The organism is Dickeya lacustris (assembly GCF_029635795.1).
GTDB classification, from domain to species: domain Bacteria; phylum Pseudomonadota; class Gammaproteobacteria; order Enterobacterales; family Enterobacteriaceae; genus Dickeya; species Dickeya lacustris.
This window is the reverse complement of the sequence record NZ_CP114280.1, coordinates 1,027,907-1,049,863: the sequence shown is the minus strand read 5'-3', so window position 1 is coordinate 1,049,863 and position 21,957 is coordinate 1,027,907. Positions and strand designations below refer to the sequence as shown.

Here is a 21,957-nt window from a genome sequence, read left to right as displayed (position 1 = left end):
CTATCGTGATTGGAGGGCATCAGGTAAGCCATGAGCAATCCCTTTACAGCGGCATGGAGTCGCAATGGCAATTTACTCTGCCACGGCCACTGGATTATTCGTTATGAGCAGAATGAGTTTATTTTGCCGGAGCCTTATCGCGAACAACATCTGGGTACGATGGGGATTTATTCCGTCATAGACCCGGAAGATGAGTTGTACCGCGATGGGTTGGATGAAGACGACTGGATTCTGGAGAACGTAGAGTGGCTGGCGGACTGTTTTGAGCAACATCAGGTGCCGATTGAAGAGTGTTATTTTCGCTTTTTCTATCAGGCGGTGAACCCGCATGACTGGCGCTGTACCAGTTGTGCGGGTTGCATGTGATGCGTGTGCTAAGGTGAGGGCTCAGGTGTCGTTGTGCCGACATCTGGCCGATACATGCTAACGGAAAGGCGGTTCGTTAAAGGTACGCAGTTTGCGCGAGTGCAAATGCTCTGCCTCCGCGCGTAGCAGGTCAACGGCGCGAATCCCGATTTGCAGATGTTCGGATATGGCACCTTCATAGAACCGGTTCGCCTGACCCGGCAGCTTTATCTCACCGTGCAGTGGTTTATCCGAAACACACAGTAGCGTGCCGTAGGGCACCCGGAAGCGATAACCTTGCGCAGCAATGGTGGCGCTTTCCATATCGACCGCCACCGCCCGGCTCAGGTTAAAGCGCAGCGCTGATGCGTGATAGCGCAACTCCCAGTTGCGATCGTCGGTGGTGACGACCGTACCGGTACGCAGGCGTTGTTTCACCTCTTCGCCCGGCATTCCGCTGACTTGCTTGGTCGCGTCGTACAGCGCGCGCTGTACTTCGGCAATGCTCGGAATCGGTATATCCGGTGGTAATACCGAGTCGAGCACGTGATCGTCGCGCAGGTAGGCATGGGCCAGCACATAATCCCCGATAGACTGGCTTTCGCGCAGACCGCCACAATGGCCAATCATCAGCCAGGCGTGCGGGCGTAGCACCGCCAGGTGATCGCAAATGGTTTTGGCATTTGACGGGCCTACGCCGATGTTTAGCAACGTAATGCCACGCCCTTCACGTGAAATCAGGTGATAGGCGGGCATCTGATGATTTTTCCAGGCGAGGTCTGATACCGCCTGTTGTGGGTTGTCGCTATCGGCGGTAATCAGTGCGCCGCCCGCACACGCCAGCGCCTGATAAGGGCTTTCGGGGTCAGCGATTTGATCGCAGGCCCAACGCACGAACTCGTCGACATAACGGGTATAGTTGGTAAATAAAACGAAAGGCTGAAAATGCTCGGCCTGTGTCCCCGTATAGTGACGCAGGCGCGCCAGCGAAAAATCGGTACGCAACGCATCAAAGTGTGAGAGCGGGGTATGATCCAGATGCTCGATCAGGCCATCAGCGGTTTCGTCGCCAATTTGCGAGAGCGATGGTGTCGGGAAATGTTGCGCCAGTGCCGCGCTCATCGAGCGTTCAAGCCCCAGATTGGCACCATCGATGACATAAGGGTAAGGAATTTCCTGCGTAGACGGCGTCACTTCAATGGTGGCCGAATATTCGTTTTCCAATATCGCCAGTTGTTCGGCCAAATAGCTACGAAACAGGTGGGGACGTGTAATCGTCGTGCAATAGCTGCCGCTATGGGTTAATCGCCCGTAGGCGCGAGTTTTATTATGCTTTTGCGATAGCCCATCCCAGCTAATACGTAATTGTGGGTAGACAAATAACCCCTTAGCGCGTTCAGACGCATCCGGTGGTATGCCTTGAGTAATAAAATCGCTGATTGCGTGACGTAATGCGCTGACAGCGCCATCGTACAGCGCTTCCAGTTTGTCTAACGCTGCATTGGCGGATAGGCCCGTGCCGGGTGCATGACTCATTGTTACTCCTTTTGGCGATGCAATAACCGATATCACTTTCTTCGCGCATTGTGACATACCCGATATCCCGACACGATGGGAGAAACACGAAATAGTCTTTTGTTGTGGCACGCTAAATGTGCGTGCGAGAGGCGTACGGAGCAAAGCAACGCAGTGAGAGGTCATCATGGCTGACTCCAGACATTGACTCCTTATCATGCGTAGGAAACGTCAATATCTGGAGGGGAAATGACATGAATAGTAAACGCTTAATAGGGGAGCATCAGGCATCTGCTTTACATTTCATATTCAATTACTCAATCGCTTTTCTTTTATAAAAATCCCACTGATACGTTGGCCATAATTGCCTTAAGCCAAAATGCGCCTGACTTTCGGTGATATCATCGCCACCGTTATTTTTTTTGGCAATTTCCGCCCAGGGGTACTCCTCAGAGAGCGCATTGTTGATACATTCATCCGTTTTTTCTTTTAAAAGATAATTAACGGTTTGGTTATCAATGCGTATGTCATATTCCGGGTAATGTTTATTTTTCAGGAAATTCCAGGCTTCAAACAGCACGGTATCATCACCGATTCTCATAATAAAACCATATCCTTTCTCAATTAAGCCGTTTTCTGTTCGGTTAAATGAAGGGGTTTCTACCAGTGTGCCATATGTTCTTTGTATGGCTTCTAACACACCAAAGCCATTATGAATATGGCCTGATATGATAAAGGTGTCAGGGTGGCGAGATAGAATTCCCTTTATTTTCTTATCCTGCTCGCCGAATCCGCCAAACAGATTGGCTCGCCAATGTGTATCGTCTAATGATTGGTGTACGATAACAAATTTCTTTTTACCCTGTGTGTTTTCATTCAGTTTTTCCTCGAGCCATTTCAATGTGTTTTTATCGAAGAATGCCTGATCCTTTAATCCCCTGTCAGTGTTTAATGCGATAAAGTGATGCCCATCAATCCATTCATCAAAACAAGCATGGCCAGGAACATGTTTCACCCATTGAGCGTTAAGCTGCACGTATTTTTCCATGACGTGTTTATAGTACGGATTTGATGCCTTCGGGTCTTTTACCCATGTGTCGCTGTCGGGCCCACGGACATCATGATTTCCTAGAATGACGATAGCCTTTTTATTATTAAAGTAGCGAATTGTGGCGCTAACCGTTTTTTCTATGAAATTAAGATCTTCTCCAATGTCGCCGGGAATGATAATGGCATTGATGTTATGATGTTGCGTCATATTCTGTAGTGCTGACTCAAACTCATTTAATAACTTATCATTACTAATATGTAAGTCACTGACTATGACAATCGATGTTTGATAATTTGCCGTACTCTCTCCCTCGGTTGTGCAAGACAGCGTGGTTTTTGACATTGCCGGTAATGCATTGGCTACAGATAAAAATGCAGCAGATTTGATAAATGTTCTTCTCTTCATTTCTCTCTCCATGCGTGATGATATTCTCAATATGGATGGCGACATATGAGAATAAATAGTTTAAACAGCATGATGCGATTAACAGTTACCTATTGTTTGGGGTGGCTATTTTTTTATCGGGATTGCCTCATAAATGACGGTTTCCAGTGGTTTCAAGGTGATGACCAGCGCTGTTTTATAGTCACCCGGTATGCTGGGATTACTGCCATAGACTGATTTCATTTTAAAGGAGGTGGCTTCCCCATTAGGGATTTCGAAATCCCTGGTGAGGTTCAGGTAGTATGTTTGCGGTTTGTCTGATGGATTACGTAGCGCAAGTATTGACTTACTTTTATTCCACGACGCCCAGCCGTACACGTCAAGTGCCGTTGGATCGCCCCCAACCCAATGCGTATCGACCAGCACGCTCGCGTTATTGTGTGACCATTGCGCAGCTTGTGCCAGGGTGTCCCATTTGGCCTCATTTAGCATTGATGGCGTAATATATAGCTCTTGCAATTGAGTCCCTGTTGCAAAATAACTCCAGACCTGGTCGGCGAAGTCATGGTCTGTTTGCGTTTTTTCCAACCCATAATACGCATTCTGAGCACTAATTATTCCGTGGTACATTAATGAATTGAGCGGGAACAATGGCCCTTTACGTACAATGGATCGGTATGTTTCTGCATCACGGTATGTCATCCACTGTTGCACCGGCGTACCCGGGCCATATACGTTAATGTCATCGCCCTGACGCCAGATAGCATCGGCATAAAAGAGCCACGAGGGGCTGGCATAGGTTCCCGTCGTTAGATTAATAAATACATCTTTATTAGCACTACGCATATTATGCAATAAAGCTACAGAGGCATCGAAATCGGAAGCAAACTGACTGCCTTTAATATAGGTGTCCGCATTGCCCATGCCATCAAGCTTGAACGAAGTAATGTGCTCACTCTCGATGAGCTTAATAATCTGTGCATTAAAGTTTTTAAAATAGTTAGGCCCTGAAAGTGCGAATTTATTATCAACGGTCTCAAAACCATATTCTTTGGCATGGGATACACGAATATCACGCGGTTTGTTATATCCACCCCATGGTGAAAGCCATAAACCAATCGAGCTATGTACATTACGTGCCTTTGCTCTGACTTTGCTAAAACCGTCCTTAAATGCCGGGCCAAATAACCACTTGCCGGTGCGGTCATCCCACCCGTCATCTAATAAAAATGCATCGAGCGGTACGCCACGTGCAGTAATAAAGTGTTTATTCCATTCATCGATCCGCCCTAATACATCTTGTTCGGTGTAGGTCGTGAAGAAACCAATATCCATCCAGCTGTTGTAATGTAAATAAGGTTTATAGGGGCGGGGGCGAACAGCATCAATAAATTGGTTTACGCTACGGCGCAGTTGGTTTTTTTCTGCAAATGTCCCGAAGTATGCCGTATAACGCACGGGAGTGCCTGGCTGAATGGGGGTTTTCAATTCAACATTGAACTGTGTTGTTCCCTCGTAGGCATACGTATTAATAATCGGTTTATCAGGTATCATAAAAAATGCGTCGGCAATAATCGGCGAGCTATTAATTACGCCATCTACATAAGGTGCCTGAGATTGTTTCTTTGTTGGAAATAACGTAATTTTAGCAACATCCTGCGCCTTTCCTATGGCCGTCATCGTATAGTCAATACTGACGTATTTTCCTTTAAGCAGATTAAGCGCTACCGTGACGTTGATGTCAGGGTGGCTATATTCTACCTTAATGACATCATCTTTTTTCTCAACCTGCCTAATTGTAAAGTCAGCGGCATGAAGCACTTTTTCATCGGCTAGTGTTAAAAAGAACAGTTCTTGCGGTGATAACTGACGCCTCGATTGTATGTCTTTAATGGTGGTAATGGCGCTGACATCATCAAAAGAAATAGCCATTCTCTCGTTATTCAGCGAGTGATTGGCCGCAGAGGCATACTGGGAAATAAGTAATGCTAATAGTGAGAGAGTCATGACGTTTTTCATACGCGATATCCTGTTTCAGGTTTAAGCGATAGCCCAACTGCATTATCTTTCGTTTAATTTCTTTTTGAACCCTACAAGAAAGGTAGTGAAGTCTCAATGCGACAAAAAGAAACAAATCGAAAATTGTGACCTGAGGCAGAGAAACAAAAGGAGGGTCTGGCGAGGTGCCAGGCCAGTGATGATAGTGCAGTTTGCCGATACTGAGACGATTGCGATGATGTCAAGCATTGGCTTATGCCAAAACCTTCTTGATGCGCTGTCATAGGATCTTTGCCTGTGTAGAGCGCGAGAGGTAGAGTAAATGACGCCTGCGTAGCGGGGATGCAGAGAGATGACGAGCAGTCGGTATTCCGATTGTACGGTGACTGAGGGGAGAAGACCGATGGAGATTGTACCGACGCTGGTTGCGCAGGCTGTTACATGGCGGCGTCAGTTACACGCTAACCCGGAGCTTGGCTATCACGAGCATCAAACGGCCAGTCTGGTCGCTTCGTTATTGCGAGATTTTGGTTTTCAGGTGCATTGTGGCCTGGCTGGAACCGGCGTGGTAGGCACCCTGGAGAATGGCGTCGGGCCGACTATCGGGCTGCGGGCAGATATGGATGCCTTGCCGATAACTGAGCTTAATGCGCTGCCTCATCAGTCGTGTCGTCGCGGCGTGATGCATGCTTGTGGTCATGATGGCCATACCGCCATGTTGCTGGCGGCCGCGCGCTATTTGAGTGAAACCCGCCGTTTTCAAGGCACGCTGCGCGTCGTTTTTCAGCCAGCGGAAGAGAACCTTGGCGGCGCGCGCCGTATGGTTGAGGAAGGGCTGTTTGGCCGCTTTCCGATGGATGAAATTTACGCGCTGCACAATTGGCCGGGGCTGCCGCTGGGGTCGCTGGCGGTCAGTGAGGGAGCGATGATGGCGTCACTGGATGCCTTCGACATTACCCTGACAGGGAAAAGCTGCCATGCTGCGATGCCGGAAAACGGTGCTGACCCGATAGTGGCTGCCGCACAGCTAATTTTGTCTCTACAGACGATCCCTTCGCGGCGGTTGTCTGCCCAGTCGTCGGCGGTGATTAGCATTACTCAAATCGCCGGTGGTGAAGCTATCAACGCGATCCCTGAGAAGGTGGTACTGCGTGGTACGTTACGCTGTTTACAGCCGGATGTCCGTGAGCGGGTCAGGGCGTTGATAGCCCAGCAGGTTGAACAACTGCCTGAGCTGCTTGGCGTATCTGGCACGATGGTGTATCACCCCGGTTATCCGGTAACGCAGAATGACCCCGAAGCGGCGCAATGGGTTCGAGATATCGCCAGCGCCACGCTTGGCAAGGATCGCGTGCAGTGGGGCGTCAATCCGTCGATGGCATCAGAAGATTTTGCCTGCCTGCTTGAACACTGTCGTGGCGCTTATTTTTGGCTGGGGGTTGACGGAGAAACGCCGTCCCATCCTCTGCATAACGCCCATTATGACTTCAATGATGCGGCGCTAGAGTACGGTATCCGTTGCTGGGTCGCGCTGGTTGAAAAGCGTCTACCTTTATCGGCCTGACGATATTGCGAGGCCGGAGAGTGCCCGGCTGAGAACGGCTTATCGTCGGTTATCGCCGGATTTGGCGCGGGGCTGGTGCGAGTCAAACGCTGTAATCAGCGTCGCAACATAGCAACATAGCAACATAATATGTGCATCGGCTTTTCTGTCGTATTTTTCCCTTGTTTATTTCCTTTCATCGTTTATTGCCCTGCGTCTTGTTGATTTCCCGTCTTTGCGTATAGACGCAGCGAAACGCCGCCCCGTTCGCCGTAGCCCTGGGTTGTGCCGGTCACGCCGGTTAGTGAGGCGGTGAGAGGCAATGCCTGCTCACTGCGGTGAAAGGCGAAGTCTGTGGCAATTATCAAGTAATATCGCCTCGTCATGCATGACGACAGCCGTGCGGCACAGTATCGTATGGGCGTGATGGCACACCATCATGTTCAGGAGACCGCCACGCCAGCTGATGAAAGGAAAAGACGTCGGCAGCGGGCGGTTGTGGTCAAAAAACAATACGCAACTCCCGAGAGGGAGCGGATAACGAGGATCAATAGGATGAAGTGGAACGGATATCTCGCGGTAGTGCTGGGGATAACGGCATTATCTTCTCAGGCAGAGGTCAAGCCGCCTTATCAGGTTGAACAAGGGCGCGTGGTGTTCCGCGCCTCGGTAAATGCTGACCCACAGGTGTTGGCTGGCGCCCGGGCAGATAATTTTAAGGTGTTGCAAAAAGGGGATGCGATGGCACTGGCGGCGTCGGGGTCGCAGTATTACTGCAATCAACAGCCCTTGCCCAAAGGCTTTAAGCCGGAAAGCGCCCAATTGTACGGCGAGCATTTTTTACTCACCAACGTGGGCTCTTATGTTGACTGCGCGCCCATGAAACAGACGATAGATGCGGCGAGCTTTGAGGCACTGACGTTTCCTTTCTTTCGCGATAAAAATCACATCTGGCTGCCTGATGGTGAAATACTCGATGGTGTCGATGTGGCGAGCTTCAAGGTTATTGCCAGCAATCAGGCCGTCGATAAGAAAAATTATTACTTCGTGGCAAACGAAATCAGCGTCGTACCCTACCAGAAGGGCACCCCGGTGGCTGGTGACTGCTATGGCTGGGCAACGATTGATGGCGTGGTTCATTATCAGGGAGAAGCGCGCCCGGATGTCGATGCCGCCAGTTTTCAGTGCCTGACGTTCGATACCGCGCTGGATAACGCGCGCTTTTATAAGTTTGGCAAAATCGGTACTGCGTTACCGGATGGCGTCAAGGCGGCGGCGATTAAACCGGTGGCAGAGAGTGAAAATCTGGCGAGCGACGGCCAACGCGTCTGGTTTTTAGGGGTGGACACCGTGCTGCTTGACGGGCTTGGTGTGTCCAATCTGAGCATTAAACTGGATAGCAATGATTACACCATTAGCGATGGCAAAACCCGTTGGCAGTGCGATTCGGCCAAAGTCAGCGGCCAGCCGCTATGCCATAAGCTGTGACGTAACCCCATGTGAGTACGATTGACGCCGGACGGCTGTGTCATCAGGCACGGCGTCTGGCGAAGGTTCTGCGTTAAGAGCACCTTGAGACATGGCCGCTTGCGGTATACACCGTGATACCGCAAGCCTTGTTTATCACAGGTTTTGCTTATCAGGCGCGGGTTTGCTGGCGAATCATCTCAAGGTAGATCTCGCGCAGTTTGCGCGCAACCGGCCCGGGTTCTCCGTTACCAATCGCTTTGCCATCAATGGCTATCACCGGCCAGACAAACGTGGTCGCCGAGCTGATAAAGGCTTCTTTGGCGCAATACGCTTCTTGTGGCGTGAAGGGGCGCTCTTCTACCGTCAGATGATGATCGGCTGCCAGTTGCAGCAGCGCGCGGCGGGTAATGCCATGCAAAATGTCGTGACTCAGCGGGCGGGTGATGACATGGTCATATGGCATCAACGATATAGCAGTTGCTGGAACTGCCTTCGGTCACATAACCATCCTCAACCAGCCAGGCGTCATCGGCATTTTTTTCATGCGCCCAGGCTTTTGCCATACAAGCCATCAGCAGGCTGACCGTTTTGATATCGCGCCGATGCCAGCGCAAGTCCGGGCAGGTAATAGCGCGAATACCGTGACGGGCATGCGGATGGTCGATAAGCGAGCGAGCCTGGGTAAAGAGCACCAGCGTGGGGGTGGCGTTGGTCGGCAGCGCGAAGTCCCTGTCCCCCGTGTTGCCCCGGCTGAGTTGCAAATAAATGCCGCCTTCCTCAAGCTGGTTTTTTTCAATCAACGCCAGATGAATGGCACGCAGCTCCGCCGTACTGACAGGCAGCGGTAAATTCAGCTCGGTGCATGAGCGGGCGAGCCGCGCCATGTGGCCGTCAAATTCAGCCAGCCTGCCGTTGATGACCGCTGTCACTTCATACACCGCATCGGCAAACAGAAAACCGCGATCGAACACCGAAACCGAGGCCTGCGCTTCGGGCATGTAGCAACCATTAACATAAACAATACGTGACATTAGGCGACTCCGGTTAAACAAGGACGGGGCTGACCCCATAAACCCTCTTCAGGTAAATACAATTGACTGTCTCGCCAGACAAGGCCGCCGACGCGGTCATCGGCAAGCAGTAGCGGGCCGTCGAGATCGACGGTTTGCACGCCTTGCGCGACCAGTGTCGCTGGTGCCATCGATAGCGATGTACTGACCATGCAGCCCACCATGATGCCAAACCCCTGAGCCTGTGCCGCCTGACGCAGCAGCAGCGCCTCGGTCAACCCGCCGGTTTTATCCAGCTTGATGTTGATATGTTCGTAACGCGATGACAGGCCGGGCAGCGATTGGCGGTCATGGCAGGATTCATCAGCGCATAACGCAATCGGATGGGGTAATTCCGCCAGCGCAGCATCGTCACTGGCGGGCAGCGGTTGTTCAATCAGGCTGACGCCAAGGCGCAGCAGTTCCGGCACCAGTTTTAGGTATAAATCCGGCGTCCACCCCTCGTTGGCATCGACAATCAGTTTGGCCGTCGGCGCGCGTTCACGCACGGCTGCCACGCGTTCAATGTCACTGGCATCGGCCAGTTTGAGCTTTAGCAATGGGCGATGAGCATGGCGTCGGGCGGCCTCGGCCATCTTTTCAGGGCTATCCAGCGAGAGGGTGAACGCGCTCATCAGCGGCCTGGGGCGAGGCAGGCCAGCCAGTTGCCATACCGGTGTGCTGCGCTGCTGACAGGCCAAATCCCACAGCGCGCAATCCAGTGCGTTACGCGCCGCGCCCGCAGGCAGGCAGTGTTGCAATGCCTGGCAATCAAGGCCTTCGCGTACCGCCGCGTGCTGTGCCCAGAGCTGTGCTGCAACGCCGTCAATACTTTCACCGTAACGAGCGTAAGGGACGCTTTCGCCATGCCCTTCATAATGCCCGTCGCGTATCGTCACCTTGATGACATCAGCGTGGGTCTTGCTGCCGCGTGAGACGCGAAAGGTTTCTTTGAGCGCCCAGCGCTCATGAGTCACGAACAGTTCAGCCATGATGGTGCCCGTTAGAGTTGGTCAATAATGCGCTCAACGCCCTGGCGAAGCGGGTCAACCACCGGCAGCCCGAGCTGTTTTTCCAGTTCGGTCATGTACGCCAGCGCCTGTTCTTCCGGCATCTGTGCGCTGTTAATCGACACACCGACAAAGCGGGCATGAGGATTGGTCAGGCGCGCCATCGTCAGGTTCAGGTCAAGGCAGGCCCGCAGGTCGGGCAGCGGATAGTCAACACCGCGCATATGGGTGCGAGTGGGCTCGTGGCACAGCACAAGCGCATCGGGCTGTGCGCCGTGAATAATACCGGTGGTCACGCCGGCATAGGAGGGGTGAAACAGCGAGCCCTGACCCTCTATCACATCCCAGTGCGCTGCGTCATTGTCCGGGGAGAGGGCTTCAACTGCGCCAGCAATAAAATCAGAAACCACGGCATCAATACTGACGCCCGCGCCGGAAATCAGAACGCCCGTCTGTCCGGTGGCGCGAAATGTCGCGCTGTGACCTCGCGCCAACAGAGCTTTTTCAATTGCCAACGCGGTATACATTTTACCGCAGGAGCAATCGGTACCGACCGGCAGCAGACGTTTGCCGCTGCGTTTACGTCCGCTGGCAACCGGGAACGCCTGTGTCGGATGACGCACATCAAACAGCGAGCGGCCAAGCTGCGCTGCCAGCGACTGAATTTCCGGCACATCGGCCAGTTTGTTGTGCAAACCGGCGGCTAAATCCATCCCGCACTCCAGCGCCTGGCGTAATACCGCTATCCAGGCCTCAGAAATAATACCGCCACGGTTCGCCACCCCGATGACCAGCGTGCGCGCTCCGCCAGCCGCTGCCGCGTGAATATCCATATTCGGCAGGCCGCAGTCGGCCTGGCATCCCGCCATCCGATATTGCCCTACACAATATTCCGGGTGCCATTGTTGAATACCCATCGCCACCTTGGCGGCTAATTGGTCGTGTGCATCACCGAGAAACAGCAAATAAGGCTTCTTAATATCCATGGCGGGCTCCATAACTATGCTCCATAACTATGATCAATAATTATAAACGTGGTTAATACTCTGAGCGTGCTATTGCATTTTTGGTCAAATAAATAAATGAATTCTTCGCTGGGAAGATACATTATCTTGCTTGCTGCTTTTCTCATTCTGTTTATCTGATATGCGTTGATGACCGATATTACCAATCGGTTTTATATTGTCAATAACCCTATTTATTTAGTGTTTTATGCTATCTATTAGTATGTATTTTCATTTATTAACTTATATTTATTGTATTTAAGGTTTTTTATTTCATTTATTTTTGCTGTTTTTATCTCTGGTGGTTTTTTATAAAAAGAGCGGTTTTTTTATTTTTTAAATTAACTATTTTGGTGCGCTGCGCGCTATTTTGGTGCTCTGTAAAATAATTCGGAATGTATTTCTTGTATATTACGGCCTGTTGTTAATTGAATGCGAGAGAATGTATTTAGCGGGTTAAATTCATGAGTGGTGATGGGGCAGAACATCGCCATGTCACGCGGTGATTGCCAAATACATGCGCCAATATAGGGCGTGCATCAATCGGCCCTGCTGACGGCTTCACGGTATGATGGCGGTGAAGAAAGTGGAATGTGCGTTGCTCATCACACATTTGCTGAGAGTATTCCTTCTAAACACGCTGAAACCGGCCATGGCGGTTATAGTGACTGACGTGTAGGTGATGCCTGATGATGCAGCGAGCCGCGCCGCTGCCAGGGCAAGCCACTATTCCCTGTTTTTTGCCTGTTTCCTGTCTGTTCTCTGGCATTGCTGGGGCCATTTTTTGTGCGTTCTGATGCAGGCTGGCACGCGGGGCACGGGGTTGTCACCGGTCTTTTATTGTGGGTTTGCATGCCAATTTATCGTCATTTTTTCTTGCGTCTGTGTCGTTCTCTGCGTGTGTTTCGTCTGGCGTTGCTACAGGCATCGCCGGGCCTGACTATGATGGTGTTTTTGATAGTGTGCAGCCTTATTTTTGTCGTCAGCAGTATCTGGACGTTTTGGGGCTCCTACCAGCGGGCGTTGGATGATGCGGAAAAAAACGCCATCAACTTATCGGTAGCGATGTCTCGTCAGGCCCAAGACACGTTTGCCCCGATTGAGGTGGCGATGGATGGGATGTTAAAGGGCCTGTCTCACATCGGAATGCTGGACTCAACCCGCGTAAAAAGTGTGTTAGATAGCCACCGGGCCGTGTTGCCGCAATTGGTTGGACTATATTTATTTGATGAGAAAGGCAACCTTATCGCCTCTACCAGTAATGGGCCGCTATATATTTATAATGCATCCCGGCGGGAGTATTTCTCTTTTTTAAAGCAAAATGACACCCCATCATTATATATCGCTAAAGTCGCTGTCAGTAATATTTCCCATAAACGCGTTATTCCGGTGGCTAAACGGGTCAATGGCCCTAACGGTGAATTCAAGGGCGTTTTTCTCGCCTCTGTCGATCATAATTACTTTGGTAATTTCTACAGTTACTTCAATCTGGATTATAACGGCGTCTTATCGCTCATGAATACGGATGGTCATGCAATTTATCTTTACCCACATTTAGACCAATATATTAATAGTGATTTTTCCAGCGGCGGATTATTTGAAAAATCACGCCTTGAGCACGGCAGTGGTAGTGGAACCTGGCGCACCACGCTGGATGGTCGGGTACGTATTCTTGCTTATGTAAAGCTACAGCGTTATCCGTTAATTGTTGCCGCAAGTCTGGATAAGGCGGCGATACAGCAGCGCTGGCTTGCGGATAATATGCCTGCCATCCTGCTCAATATTTTAGTGCTGTTTGCGATTGGCTTTCCCGGCAGTATTGTGCTGCGACAGGTGCGGCAAACGGTGCGAGCCAGCGATGATATTAGCCGGTTGCATCAGGAGATGACGGATAAAAATAAAGCGCTGCAACAGCTGGCGCTGCTTGACCCCCTGACCAAACTGGCCAACCGGCGTCGTTTTGATCGTTATCTGACGCAGGCGTTGCTCAACGCCCAGCAGGAAGACTTGCCGATGACGCTTATCATGCTGGATGTGGATTTTTTCAAACGTTACAACGACACCTATGGCCATGTGCAGGGCGATCATTGTCTGATGCAAATCGGGGCGGTACTCGCAGAGATGCCGCTGCCCGACCACGCGCTGGTTGCCCGTTATGGCGGTGAGGAGTTCGCTATTATTCTGCCAGGGTTATCCGGTGAGCAGGGCGAGGCGCTTGGTATTCAGGTGGTTGAGCAGATACGAGCGCGTGCCATTGCGCATCAGGCGTCATTGCTTGCCCATCAAGTTGTGACAGTGAGCGTTGGCGTTTATGCCTACTCCAGCGCCAATCCCTGTAGTCAGCAACGTCTGAAGGAGGGGGCCGATCAGGCATTGTATTTGGCAAAGAAAAAAGGGCGTGATAACTGCGTGCGCTTGTGAACCTTTCTGCTTATTCATCATGATGTTGTCTTGCAACCCCGTCCATTGCCGTAGCGCACCCGGGCCGGGTGGACATATTTAATTAGAAAAAATCGCTTTACCAAACCTTACGTTTGTCTATTAATACGAACCATTATCATTCTTTGTCATGTTCGTGTTAGCGATATGATAATGACCGTCGAGTCCGCAATGTCGCCGCTTGCTGCATGCGATAACGGTGAAGGAGTTGTCAGCCATGTTTGTTCCGTTACTCATTATGTTCCGCGAAGGGCTTGAAGCCGCGCTGATTGTCAGCCTGATAGCCAGTTACCTCAAACGTACCCAGCGTGAACACTGGATGGGCGCTGTGTGGGCGGGCGTTGGGCTGGCGCTGGCGCTCTGCCTGGGGTTGGGCGTGGTGATCAATGCCACCACCGGCGAATTTCCGCAAAAACAGCAAGAGCTGTTTGAGGGCGTGGTGGCGGTGGTCGCCGTCGTCATTCTGACCTGGATGGTGTTCTGGATGCGAAAAGTATCACGCTCGGTGCGCCTGCATCTGGAGTGTGCGGTCGATAACGCGCTCAATGCCGGTAAGCGCCAGGGGTGGGCGCTGGTGGCGATGGTGTTTTTTGCCGTGGCGCGCGAAGGGCTGGAGTCGGTGTTTTTTCTGCTGGCGGCGTTTGAGCAGGATGTCGGCATCGCCGCGCCCATTGGTGCGGTGCTGGGGCTAGTTTGCGCGGTGGTGGTGGGCGCGCTGATTTACTGGGGCGGCGTGAAGCTGCAACTGGCGCGTTTCTTTAAATGGAGCAGCCTGTTTATTTTGTTTGTCGCCGCCGGGCTTGCCGCAGGAGCCATTCGGGCGTTTCACGAGGCCGGATTGTGGAACGAATTTCAACAGGTGGCGTTTGATTTGAGTGCGGTTTTATCCACTCACAGCCTGGCCGGTACGATGCTTGAGGGCATGTTTGGCTATCAGGAAGCGCCGACAGTCAGTGAAGTGGCCGTGTACTGGCTCTACCTGATCCCGGCGTTGCTGTACTTCTTTTTACCTGCGCGCCCGGTGCAACGTGCGGCGACGGTGCCGCAGTCGCGTCAGCGCTAATCACTATTGTCAATCATGATGAGGCGCTGGGCCTGCCACGCGTCGTCATCCAGCGCCCATGATACGGGTATGAATAAAATTACTGCTATTAATCAGTCAATTAATAAAGGATGGCTCTATGTCTACACCCTATTTTCGTCGCACAGCTTTGAGTGTTGCACTGCTGGCATTGCCTGCGTTTGGCGTACTGGCTGCGGATATCCCGCAGGTGAAAGTGACGGTTAACGATAAGCAGTGTGAGCCGATGCAAGTGACGGTGCCTGCCGGAAAAACGCAGTTTGTGGTGACGAATGCCAGCCAGAAAAATCTGGAATGGGAAATCCTCAAAGGGGTGATGGTGGTTGAGGAGCGTGAAAATATCGCCCCCGGTTTCACCCAGAAAATGACCGCCACATTAGAGCAGGGCGAATATGACATGACCTGCGGGTTGCTGAGTAACCCGAAAGGCAAGCTGGTGGTCACGGCGGCGGCCGGAAATACCCCAGTACAAACCAATGTCCTCGATCTGGTCGGGCCGATTGCCGAATACAAAGTGTATGTCACTAAAGAAGTGGACGGGTTGGTTGCGCAGACCAAACGTTTCACCGATGCCATCAAAGCGGGCAAGCTGGATGACGCGCGTAAACTCTATGCGCCGACGCGCCAGCACTATGAGCGTATTGAGCCGATTGCCGAGTTGTTCTCCGATCTGGACGGCAGCATTGATGCCCGTGAGGATGACTACGAGCAAAAAGCGGCTGACCCGAAATTCACCGGGTTCCATCGGCTGGAAAAGGCGCTGTTTGCGGATAACAGCGTTAAGGACATGGCGAAGTATGCCGACCAGCTCTATGCCGATACGCAAGAGTTGCAGACGCGTATTGCCAGCCTGACCTTCCCGCCGAATAAAGTGGTAGGCGGGGCCGCCGGTTTGATTGAGGAGGTGGCGGCCACCAAAATCAGCGGTGAGGAAGATCGCTACAGCCGCACCGATCTGTGGGATTTTCAGGCCAATGTTGAGGGCGCACAGAAAATCGTCAACCTGTTACGTCCGCTACTGACCAAAGCTAACCCGGCGTTGCTGGCAAAAATCGACGCTAACTTTAAAACCGTTGATACGGTGCTGGCGAAATATAAAACGCCGGAGGGCTTTGCCTCTTATGAGAAGCTCAGTGATGCCGATCGCACGGCGCTAAAAGGCCCGATCACGGCGCTTGCGGAAGATTTAGCGCAGTTGCGCGGTGTGTTGGGTCTGGATTAAGGCAGGCGAATCATGAGTCGTTATCATGGCCCGCAGGATGGGCCCTCGACAGGGTTAAATGCGTGCCCGGCGCACGCCGAGCTGGTGTCACCCTCGCGCCGTCGCCTGTTGCAGGGGCTGGGGATGATGGGTGGCGCGCTGGCGCTGGGCGCGGGCCCGGCTGCCGCCACCGGGCAGACTTCCGCCGATGCCGCTGTGGATGAACGCTGGCAAAAGCAGCCATTTTACGGGCCGCATCAGGCCGGGATCACCACGCCGCAGCAGGCTGCCATGATGCTGGTGGCGTTTGATGTGCTGGCAGGCAACAAGGCTGATTTGGCGCGGTTGTTTCAACTGCTGACGCGGCGCATCGCTTTTTTGAGCACGGGCGGCAAGGTGGAATCGGTTGACCCGCGCCTGCCGCCGCTGGATTCCGGCATCATGGGGAGCAATATCTACCCAGACAACCTGACGATTACCGTGTCGGTAGGCGCATCGTTGTTTGATGAACGCTTTGGTTTACAGGCGCAAAAGCCGCGTAAACTTGAACGCATGACGCGCTTTCCCAATGATTCGCTCGATGCCAGCCTGTGCCACGGCGATCTGCTGTTGCAAATTTGCGCCAACACGCATGAAACGGTGTTGCATGCGTTGCGCGATATCATCAAGCAGACGCCGGATTTGCTCAGTGTGCGCTGGAAGCGCGAAGGGTTTATCTCGGCACATGCGGCGCGCAGTCAGGGCAAAGAAACGCCGATTAATTTGCTGGGCTTTAAAGATGGCACCGCCAATCCGAATAGTGCGGATAACGCGCTGATGGATGAAATCCTCTGGGTCGGGCCGCAGTCCGGCGAGCCGTCATGGACACAGGGTGGCAGCTATCAGGCCGCGCGCATCATCCGTTTTCATGTTGAATTCTGGGATCGCACGCCGCTTAAAGAGCAGCAGATGATTTTTGGCCGCGACAAGCACAGCGGTGCGCCGCTGGGCATGGTCAATGAGCATGACGAGCCGGATTACAGCCAAGACCCGCAAGGCCAGGTGATTCCGCTGGATGCCCATATTCGCCTGGCAAACCCGCGCACGCCGGAAAGCCGCGCCAATCTGATGTTGCGCCGGGGCTACAGCTATTCGCTGGGGGTAACAAACGCCGGTCAACTGGATATGGGGCTGCTGTTTGTCTGTTATCAGGCCGATCTGGAAAAGGGGTTTCTCGCGGTACAAAAACGGCTCAACGGCGAGCCGCTGGAGGAGTACATCAAGCCGATTGGCGGTGGCTACTTCTTTGTGCTGCCGGGGGTAAAACACCCTGACGACTGGCTCGCCAGCGTGTTGCTGGGTGGCGAGCCACAATAGCTCATAACACATCACCTCATTAGCATGAGGTGATGTGTTACTCCGCGCACTCCCTATCGGAATAGCCCACACACATCCTGCCGGTTGCACCCGCAGGCAACCGGCCGGGGCGAACTAGTTATCGTTATGCGGCGGGGCGGGCAACGGCGGTTGTCTGGTGCCTGTCAGCCGCTGTTTTACGCGCATGACGCTGGTAAACAGTACCGGGACGAACAGCACCGCCAACACCGTCGCGCTTATCATGCCACCTAACACGCCGGTGCCAATGGCACGCAGGGTCTCGGCGCTGGCACCGGAGGCGAAAGCCAGCGGTATGACGCCGAGGATAAACGCCAGCGACGTCATCAGGATGGGGCGTAAGCGCAATTGGGCCGCGCGTGTTGCTGCCTCTTTCAGGCTAAGGCCTTGCTGATGCAGCTGTCTGGCGAACTCGACAATCAGAATGGCATTTTTCGCCGACAGGCCAATGACAATAATCAGCCCGACACGGAAAAACACATCGTTTGGCATGTCGCGCAGGATAACGGCTGTCAGCGCACCCAGCATGCCAAGAGGCACCACCAGAATCACCGACAGAGGAATGAGCCAGCTTTCGTATAACGCCGCCAACACTAAAAACACCACCACCATCGAGAGCATTAACAGCAGCGGCGTTTGGGCGGCAGACTGGTTATCTTGCAGCGATTGCCCCGTCCACTCGATGCCAAAGCCGGGCGGCAGTTGTGCGGCTAACCGCTCCATTTCCGCCATCGCCTCGCCGCTGGCGTAACCTGTCGCCGCGCGCCCGGAGAGTCGCAGCGCCGAGAATCCCTGATAGCGCGTTAATTGCTGCGCGGTATCGCGCCAGACAGGAATAACCACCTCACGCAGCGACACCATGCCGCCTGCGGTGTTACGCACATACAGGTTAAGCACATCATCAAGTTGCATGCGTGCCGGGGCATCGGCCTGAATAATCACCTGCTGCATTCCGCCTGCATAGGGAAAATCATTCACATACAGTGACCCGATAGCGCCGGACAGCGCATCGCTGATGGTATTAAACGACACACCGAGCGCCTGTGCTTTCTGGCGGTCAATCTCCAGATTAATCGCGCTGCCGGGGGCCAGCCCATCCGGGTAGACATCGGTAACAACCGGGCTCTGGGCTGCCAGTGCCAGCAGGTGAGCCTGTGCTGACATCAGGGCGTCATGGCCGCGATTGGCGCGGTCGAGTAAACGCAAACTGAAACCGGCGGACGTCCCCAAATCTTCAATCGCGGGCGGAATCAGCGACATAATGGTGCCTTCGCGCGCCTGCGACATCGCCTGTTGTGCCAGCTCGGTTTCGCGGGCGATGGAGGTGCCCGCTCGGGCGGCACCGTCTTTGAGCATGGTGAAAGCCAGCGCGGTGTTAGCGCCTGAACCAGAGAAACCGAAGCCGAGAATGGAGATACTGGTCGCCACGCCAGGACGCGCGGCGACATACTCTTCAAAGGATTTCACGACCGCTAATGTGCGCGCTTCAGTGGCATCTGCCGGGAGCTGGAATGAGGTCATGAAGTAGCCCTGATCGTCTTGCGGCAGAAAGTCTGACGGCAGGGCGCGAAATCCGCCGATGACGACCGCAACCAGCGAGAAAAACAGCAACAGCATGCCGCCGGTTCGCTTGAGCAGGGCGCGAGTCGTTGCCTCGTAACGCTGCGTCAGGCGATCAAACCCTCGGTTAAAGACCCCGAAAAGGCCTTTCTTACGCTTATGGTCAGCGCTGACCGGTTTGAGCAGCGTGGCGCATAACGCGGGGGTGAGCGTCAGGGCAAGAAACGCCGAAAACAGGATAGACGTGGCCATTGAGAGAGTGAATTGCTGGTAAATCACCCCAACGGAGCCGCTGGCAAATGCCATGGGAATAAAGACAGCGGACAAGACCAGCGTTATCCCGATAATCGCGCCGGTGATTTCGCGCATGGCTTTGAGGGTTGCTTCTTTGGGCGGCAGCCTCTCCTTGACCATCAGGCGCTCGACGTTTTCCACCACCACAATCGCGTCATCAACGATAATCCCGATAGCCAGCACCATGCCGAACATGGTCAATACGTTAATCGAGAAACCGGCCAGCAGCATCACGGTCAGTGTTCCCAGGAGTGCGATGGGCGCAACAATGGCCGGAATGAGAGTATAACGGACGTTTTGCAAAAACAGGTACATCACTAAAAAGACCAGCACCATCGCTTCAATTAGCGTGGTGATGACTTTTTCGATGGAGAGCTTCACAAAGGGCGCGGTATTAAATGGCAGCGAATATTCCATTCCGGCTGGCATAGAGAATTTTAGTTCGCGCATGCGTTCGTTGATGGCTTCGGCCGTGCGCACCGCGTTCGCGCCGGGCGCGAGCTGAATGGCGGCGGCCGTCGCGCTTTTCCCTTTTTCTCTCACCGAGAAGCCGTAAGATTGCGCGCCCAGTTCAACGCGCGCGACATCGCCTAAGCGCACGCGCGCGCCATTTTCCCGAGCCCGCAACACGATATCGGCAAATTGCGTTGGGGTAGAGAGCTGGCCTTGTACCGTTAATGGCAGCGAAACCTGCTGGCCGGGCACGGTCGGCGTATCGCCTAATCGCCCTGGGGAAACCAGCACGTTTTGTTGGCTGATGGCATCGGAGACATCGCCAAGCGTTAAGCCATAAGCCAGCAGCTTATTGGGGTCAACCCAGACCCGCATCGCTTGTTCTGCGCCAAATAACTGTACCCGGCCGACGCCGTTAATACGGCGTAGCTCGGTGGCGATATTACGCGCCAGATAGTGATTTAACGCCATCATATCGTAGCGGCCACTACGGTCAGTGAGACTGACCAGCATCAGGAACCCCGATGAAGCGGCTTCCACCTGCAACCCGTTTTGCCTGACGATTTGCGGCAGGCGAGGCTCGACGGTTTTGATGCGGTTTTGTATATCAATTTGCGCCAGTTCCGGGTTTGTCCCCGGTTGAAACGTCACATTGATTTGCGCCAGACCGCTGGTATCTGCCGTGGATTCAAAATAGAGCAGGTTTTTAACGCCAGACAGTTCTCGCTCAAGCAGGGTGACGACCGAGTCATTCAACGTTTGTGGGCTGGCGCCTGGGTAGGTGGCGATAATCGTCACTGACGGCGGCGCGACCGAAGGATAGCGCGCTATCGGCAACTGCGGCAGCGCCAGCAGGCCGAATAGCACGATGAACAGCGCAATGACGGCGGCAAAAATAGGACGCTGGATAAAAAATTGCGGCATGGTGTGTCGTTTCCTGATTTAACGCGGGGCGTCATGCGTTGCAGACGCCATCCGACCCCAATACTGCGGTGGTGACGGCGATCCCTTCACTGAGCCGGTCGCCGCCTTCTACGACGACAAGCTGGCCTGGTCGCAGACCTTCCTGAATACGGTATTGCTGGTGAAGCTGCTCGCCGAGCGTCACCGCGACGGCTTGCGCTTTTCTTTGCTCGTCAATGACCCACACTTTGGCGACGCCATCGCTGTGCGTCACCGCTTGTTGAGGGATGAGAATGGCATCATCGTAGTGGCCGCGCGGAAGTCGCGCGCGCACGAACATGCCCGGCAGCAGTTGCCGCTGCGGGTTATCGACCAGGATGCGCACCAAAATATCGCCCGTGCTGGCATCGACCGTGATTCCCGAAAACAGCATGCTGGCGCGTACCGGGTAGGGTTGGCCGTCGCTGCGCAATATGTCCACCGCCACGCCTTCGCTGGCGCGACGGGCCAACATGTCGCGCAGCGGCTCAAGTGTTGACGCTGGCTGGCGAACATCCACATACACCTGGTCGATTTGTTGTACCCGGGCCAGCGCTGTAGTGTCTGTGCTGCTGACGAGCGCGCCTTCGGTAATCAGCGCCTGGTCGATACGCCCGGCAATCGGCGAGTCGATGGTGGCAAATTTTAAATCGAGTTGACGGCGCGCTAAGGTTGCGTTGGCCTGGGCGACATCCGCAGTGGCCTGATCGCGCTGTGCGATGGCGTCATCATAATTTTCCTGGCTGATAGCACCGCTACTCAGGAGAGGCTTGAGACGATTAACCTGAATTTGCGCGCGGTTTAGCACGGAGCGCGCGCGTTGCAGGGTGGCGCTGGCGCTATCGACATCGGCCTTAAATGGCGCGGGGTTAATCTGAAAAAGAGGCTGCCCGGCCTGAATTTCCGCACCCTGTTCAAAGAGCCGATGCTGGATGATGCCGCTGACCTGCGGGCGAATCTCCGCTGTACGCAAGGCGGTGACGCGCCCTGGCAGTTCCTCTTTGAGCGTGATGCTGCCGGTCGTCACTGGCTTGACCGTGACGGCTGGCGGCGGCGCTACCGGTGTTTCCTCGGGGGTATCACAGCCGCTTAACAGCGCGCCGCACAGAACGAGAGTACACACCGATAACGCTTTCATGGCTCGGCGTGGCCGGTGAGACGGGCGGCATTTGGCTGATAACGGTAAGCCGCTGCCGTCTGCGGCGATGCTCTCAGGTTGACGGGGGTATCGGATAGTCATGGTT

The 21,957-nt window shown here is 53.6% G+C and carries 14 protein-coding genes and 1 pseudogene; 7 read left to right on the top strand and 8 right to left on the bottom strand.

Annotated features, from left to right (window positions below; all coding sequences use genetic code 11):
• Positions 1-30: 30 nt before the first annotated feature.
• On the top strand, positions 31-366 hold the full coding sequence (locus O1Q98_RS04670; protein ID WP_125258975.1) for a hypothetical protein: 336 nt from the start codon (positions 31-33) through the stop codon (positions 364-366).
• Between the two features lie 57 nt (positions 367-423).
• On the opposite strand, the gene O1Q98_RS04665 is transcribed toward O1Q98_RS04670, so the two are convergent.
• The 3 genes from O1Q98_RS04665 to O1Q98_RS04655 all read right to left on the bottom strand — a co-directional run bounded on the left by O1Q98_RS04665 (position 424) and on the right by O1Q98_RS04655 (position 5,314).
• Positions 424-1,881, bottom strand: a complete 1,458-nt coding sequence (locus tag O1Q98_RS04665) for an AMP nucleosidase (RefSeq protein ID WP_125258976.1) — start codon at positions 1,879-1,881, stop codon at positions 424-426.
• A gap of 292 nt (positions 1,882-2,173) precedes the next feature.
• Positions 2,174-3,316 (bottom strand): metallophosphoesterase family protein, encoded by a 1,143-nt coding sequence (locus O1Q98_RS04660; RefSeq protein ID WP_125258977.1) that lies wholly within the window; start codon positions 3,314-3,316, stop codon positions 2,174-2,176.
• Positions 3,317-3,421: 105 nt separating this feature from the next.
• The gene (locus O1Q98_RS04655; protein WP_125258978.1) at positions 3,422-5,314 is read right to left on the bottom strand and encodes an alpha-galactosidase; all 1,893 of its coding nucleotides are present in this window, start codon (positions 5,312-5,314) and stop codon (positions 3,422-3,424) included.
• Positions 5,315-5,696: 382 nt separating this feature from the next.
• Between O1Q98_RS04655 and O1Q98_RS04650 the strand changes: the two genes are divergently transcribed.
• On the top strand, positions 5,697-6,857 hold the full coding sequence (locus tag O1Q98_RS04650; RefSeq protein WP_125258979.1) for a M20 aminoacylase family protein: 1,161 nt from the start codon (positions 5,697-5,699) through the stop codon (positions 6,855-6,857).
• Positions 6,858-7,391: 534 nt separating this feature from the next.
• The gene (locus tag O1Q98_RS04645) at positions 7,392-8,324 is read left to right on the top strand and encodes a DKNYY domain-containing protein (protein ID WP_125258980.1); all 933 of its coding nucleotides are present in this window, start codon (positions 7,392-7,394) and stop codon (positions 8,322-8,324) included.
• Positions 8,325-8,475: 151 nt separating this feature from the next.
• Here O1Q98_RS04645 and O1Q98_RS04640 read toward each other — a convergent pair.
• The 3 genes and pseudogenes from O1Q98_RS04640 to dgcN form a co-directional block, all read right to left on the bottom strand.
• Positions 8,476-9,337 (bottom strand): annotated as a pseudogene (locus O1Q98_RS04640) (D-amino-acid transaminase).
• Positions 9,337-10,347 carry an N-acetyl-D-Glu racemase DgcA gene (gene dgcA / locus O1Q98_RS04635; protein WP_125258982.1) on the bottom strand — a complete coding sequence of 337 codons (1,011 nt, stop codon included), beginning with the start codon at positions 10,345-10,347 and terminating at the stop codon, positions 9,337-9,339. The pseudogene O1Q98_RS04640 and the gene dgcA overlap by 1 nt, the downstream one beginning before the upstream one ends.
• A gap of 11 nt (positions 10,348-10,358) precedes the next feature.
• Positions 10,359-11,351: an N-acetyltransferase DgcN gene (dgcN, locus tag O1Q98_RS04630; protein ID WP_125258983.1), complete on the bottom strand. Its 993-nt coding sequence runs from the start codon at positions 11,349-11,351 to the stop codon at positions 10,359-10,361.
• 870 nt (positions 11,352-12,221) lie between these two features.
• On the opposite strand from dgcN, the gene O1Q98_RS04625 reads away from it, so the two are divergent.
• The 4 genes from O1Q98_RS04625 to efeB all read left to right on the top strand — a co-directional run bounded on the left by O1Q98_RS04625 (position 12,222) and on the right by efeB (position 17,446).
• Positions 12,222-13,790, top strand: a complete 1,569-nt coding sequence (locus O1Q98_RS04625) for a sensor domain-containing diguanylate cyclase (RefSeq protein ID WP_125258984.1) — start codon at positions 12,222-12,224, stop codon at positions 13,788-13,790.
• A 235-nt stretch (positions 13,791-14,025) separates the two neighbouring features.
• Positions 14,026-14,871: an iron uptake transporter permease EfeU gene (gene efeU, locus O1Q98_RS04620; protein ID WP_125258985.1), complete on the top strand. Its 846-nt coding sequence runs from the start codon at positions 14,026-14,028 to the stop codon at positions 14,869-14,871.
• A 118-nt stretch (positions 14,872-14,989) separates the two neighbouring features.
• A complete protein-coding gene (gene efeO / locus O1Q98_RS04615; protein ID WP_125258986.1) occupies positions 14,990-16,111 on the top strand; it encodes an iron uptake system protein EfeO in 1,122 nt (373 codons plus the stop codon).
• Between the two features lie 12 nt (positions 16,112-16,123).
• Positions 16,124-17,446, top strand: coding sequence for an iron uptake transporter deferrochelatase/peroxidase subunit (gene efeB / locus O1Q98_RS04610; protein ID WP_125258987.1), 1,323 nt, complete (start codon positions 16,124-16,126; stop codon positions 17,444-17,446).
• 114 nt (positions 17,447-17,560) lie between these two features.
• Here efeB and O1Q98_RS04605 read toward each other — a convergent pair whose 3' ends face one another.
• Together O1Q98_RS04605 and O1Q98_RS04600 are read right to left on the bottom strand one after the other, a co-directional pair.
• Complete coding sequence (locus O1Q98_RS04605; protein ID WP_125258988.1) at positions 17,561-20,695, bottom strand: multidrug efflux RND transporter permease subunit; 3,135 nt, start codon at positions 20,693-20,695, stop codon at positions 17,561-17,563.
• A 31-nt stretch (positions 20,696-20,726) separates the two neighbouring features.
• Positions 20,727-21,953 (bottom strand): efflux RND transporter periplasmic adaptor subunit, encoded by a 1,227-nt coding sequence (locus tag O1Q98_RS04600; protein ID WP_278143044.1) that lies wholly within the window; start codon positions 21,951-21,953, stop codon positions 20,727-20,729.
• Positions 21,954-21,957: the final 4 nt, after the last annotated feature.

Bases quoted from the DNA above. Each gene is read 5' to 3' on its own strand.
- efeB (WP_125258987.1), top strand. From the start codon at position 16,124: ATGAGTCGTTATCATGGCCCGCAGGATGGGCCCTCGACAGGGTTAAAT.
- O1Q98_RS04645 (WP_125258980.1), top strand. From the start codon at position 7,392: ATGAAGTGGAACGGATATCTCGCGGTAGTGCTGGGGATAACGGCATTA.
- O1Q98_RS04650 (WP_125258979.1), top strand. From the start codon at position 5,697: ATGGAGATTGTACCGACGCTGGTTGCGCAGGCTGTTACATGGCGGCGT.
- dgcN (WP_125258983.1), bottom strand. From the start codon at position 11,351: ATGGATATTAAGAAGCCTTATTTGCTGTTTCTCGGTGATGCACACGAC.
- efeU (WP_125258985.1), top strand. From the start codon at position 14,026: ATGTTTGTTCCGTTACTCATTATGTTCCGCGAAGGGCTTGAAGCCGCG.
- O1Q98_RS04665 (WP_125258976.1), bottom strand. From the start codon at position 1,881: ATGAGTCATGCACCCGGCACGGGCCTATCCGCCAATGCAGCGTTAGAC.
- O1Q98_RS04625 (WP_125258984.1), top strand. From the start codon at position 12,222: ATGCCAATTTATCGTCATTTTTTCTTGCGTCTGTGTCGTTCTCTGCGT.
- O1Q98_RS04670 (WP_125258975.1), top strand. From the start codon at position 31: ATGAGCAATCCCTTTACAGCGGCATGGAGTCGCAATGGCAATTTACTC.
- efeO (WP_125258986.1), top strand. From the start codon at position 14,990: ATGTCTACACCCTATTTTCGTCGCACAGCTTTGAGTGTTGCACTGCTG.
- O1Q98_RS04605 (WP_125258988.1), bottom strand. From the start codon at position 20,695: ATGCCGCAATTTTTTATCCAGCGTCCTATTTTTGCCGCCGTCATTGCG.
- O1Q98_RS04655 (WP_125258978.1), bottom strand. From the start codon at position 5,314: ATGAAAAACGTCATGACTCTCTCACTATTAGCATTACTTATTTCCCAG.
- O1Q98_RS04660 (WP_125258977.1), bottom strand. From the start codon at position 3,316: ATGAAGAGAAGAACATTTATCAAATCTGCTGCATTTTTATCTGTAGCC.
- dgcA (WP_125258982.1), bottom strand. From the start codon at position 10,347: ATGGCTGAACTGTTCGTGACTCATGAGCGCTGGGCGCTCAAAGAAACC.
- O1Q98_RS04600 (WP_278143044.1), bottom strand. From the start codon at position 21,953: ATGACTATCCGATACCCCCGTCAACCTGAGAGCATCGCCGCAGACGGC.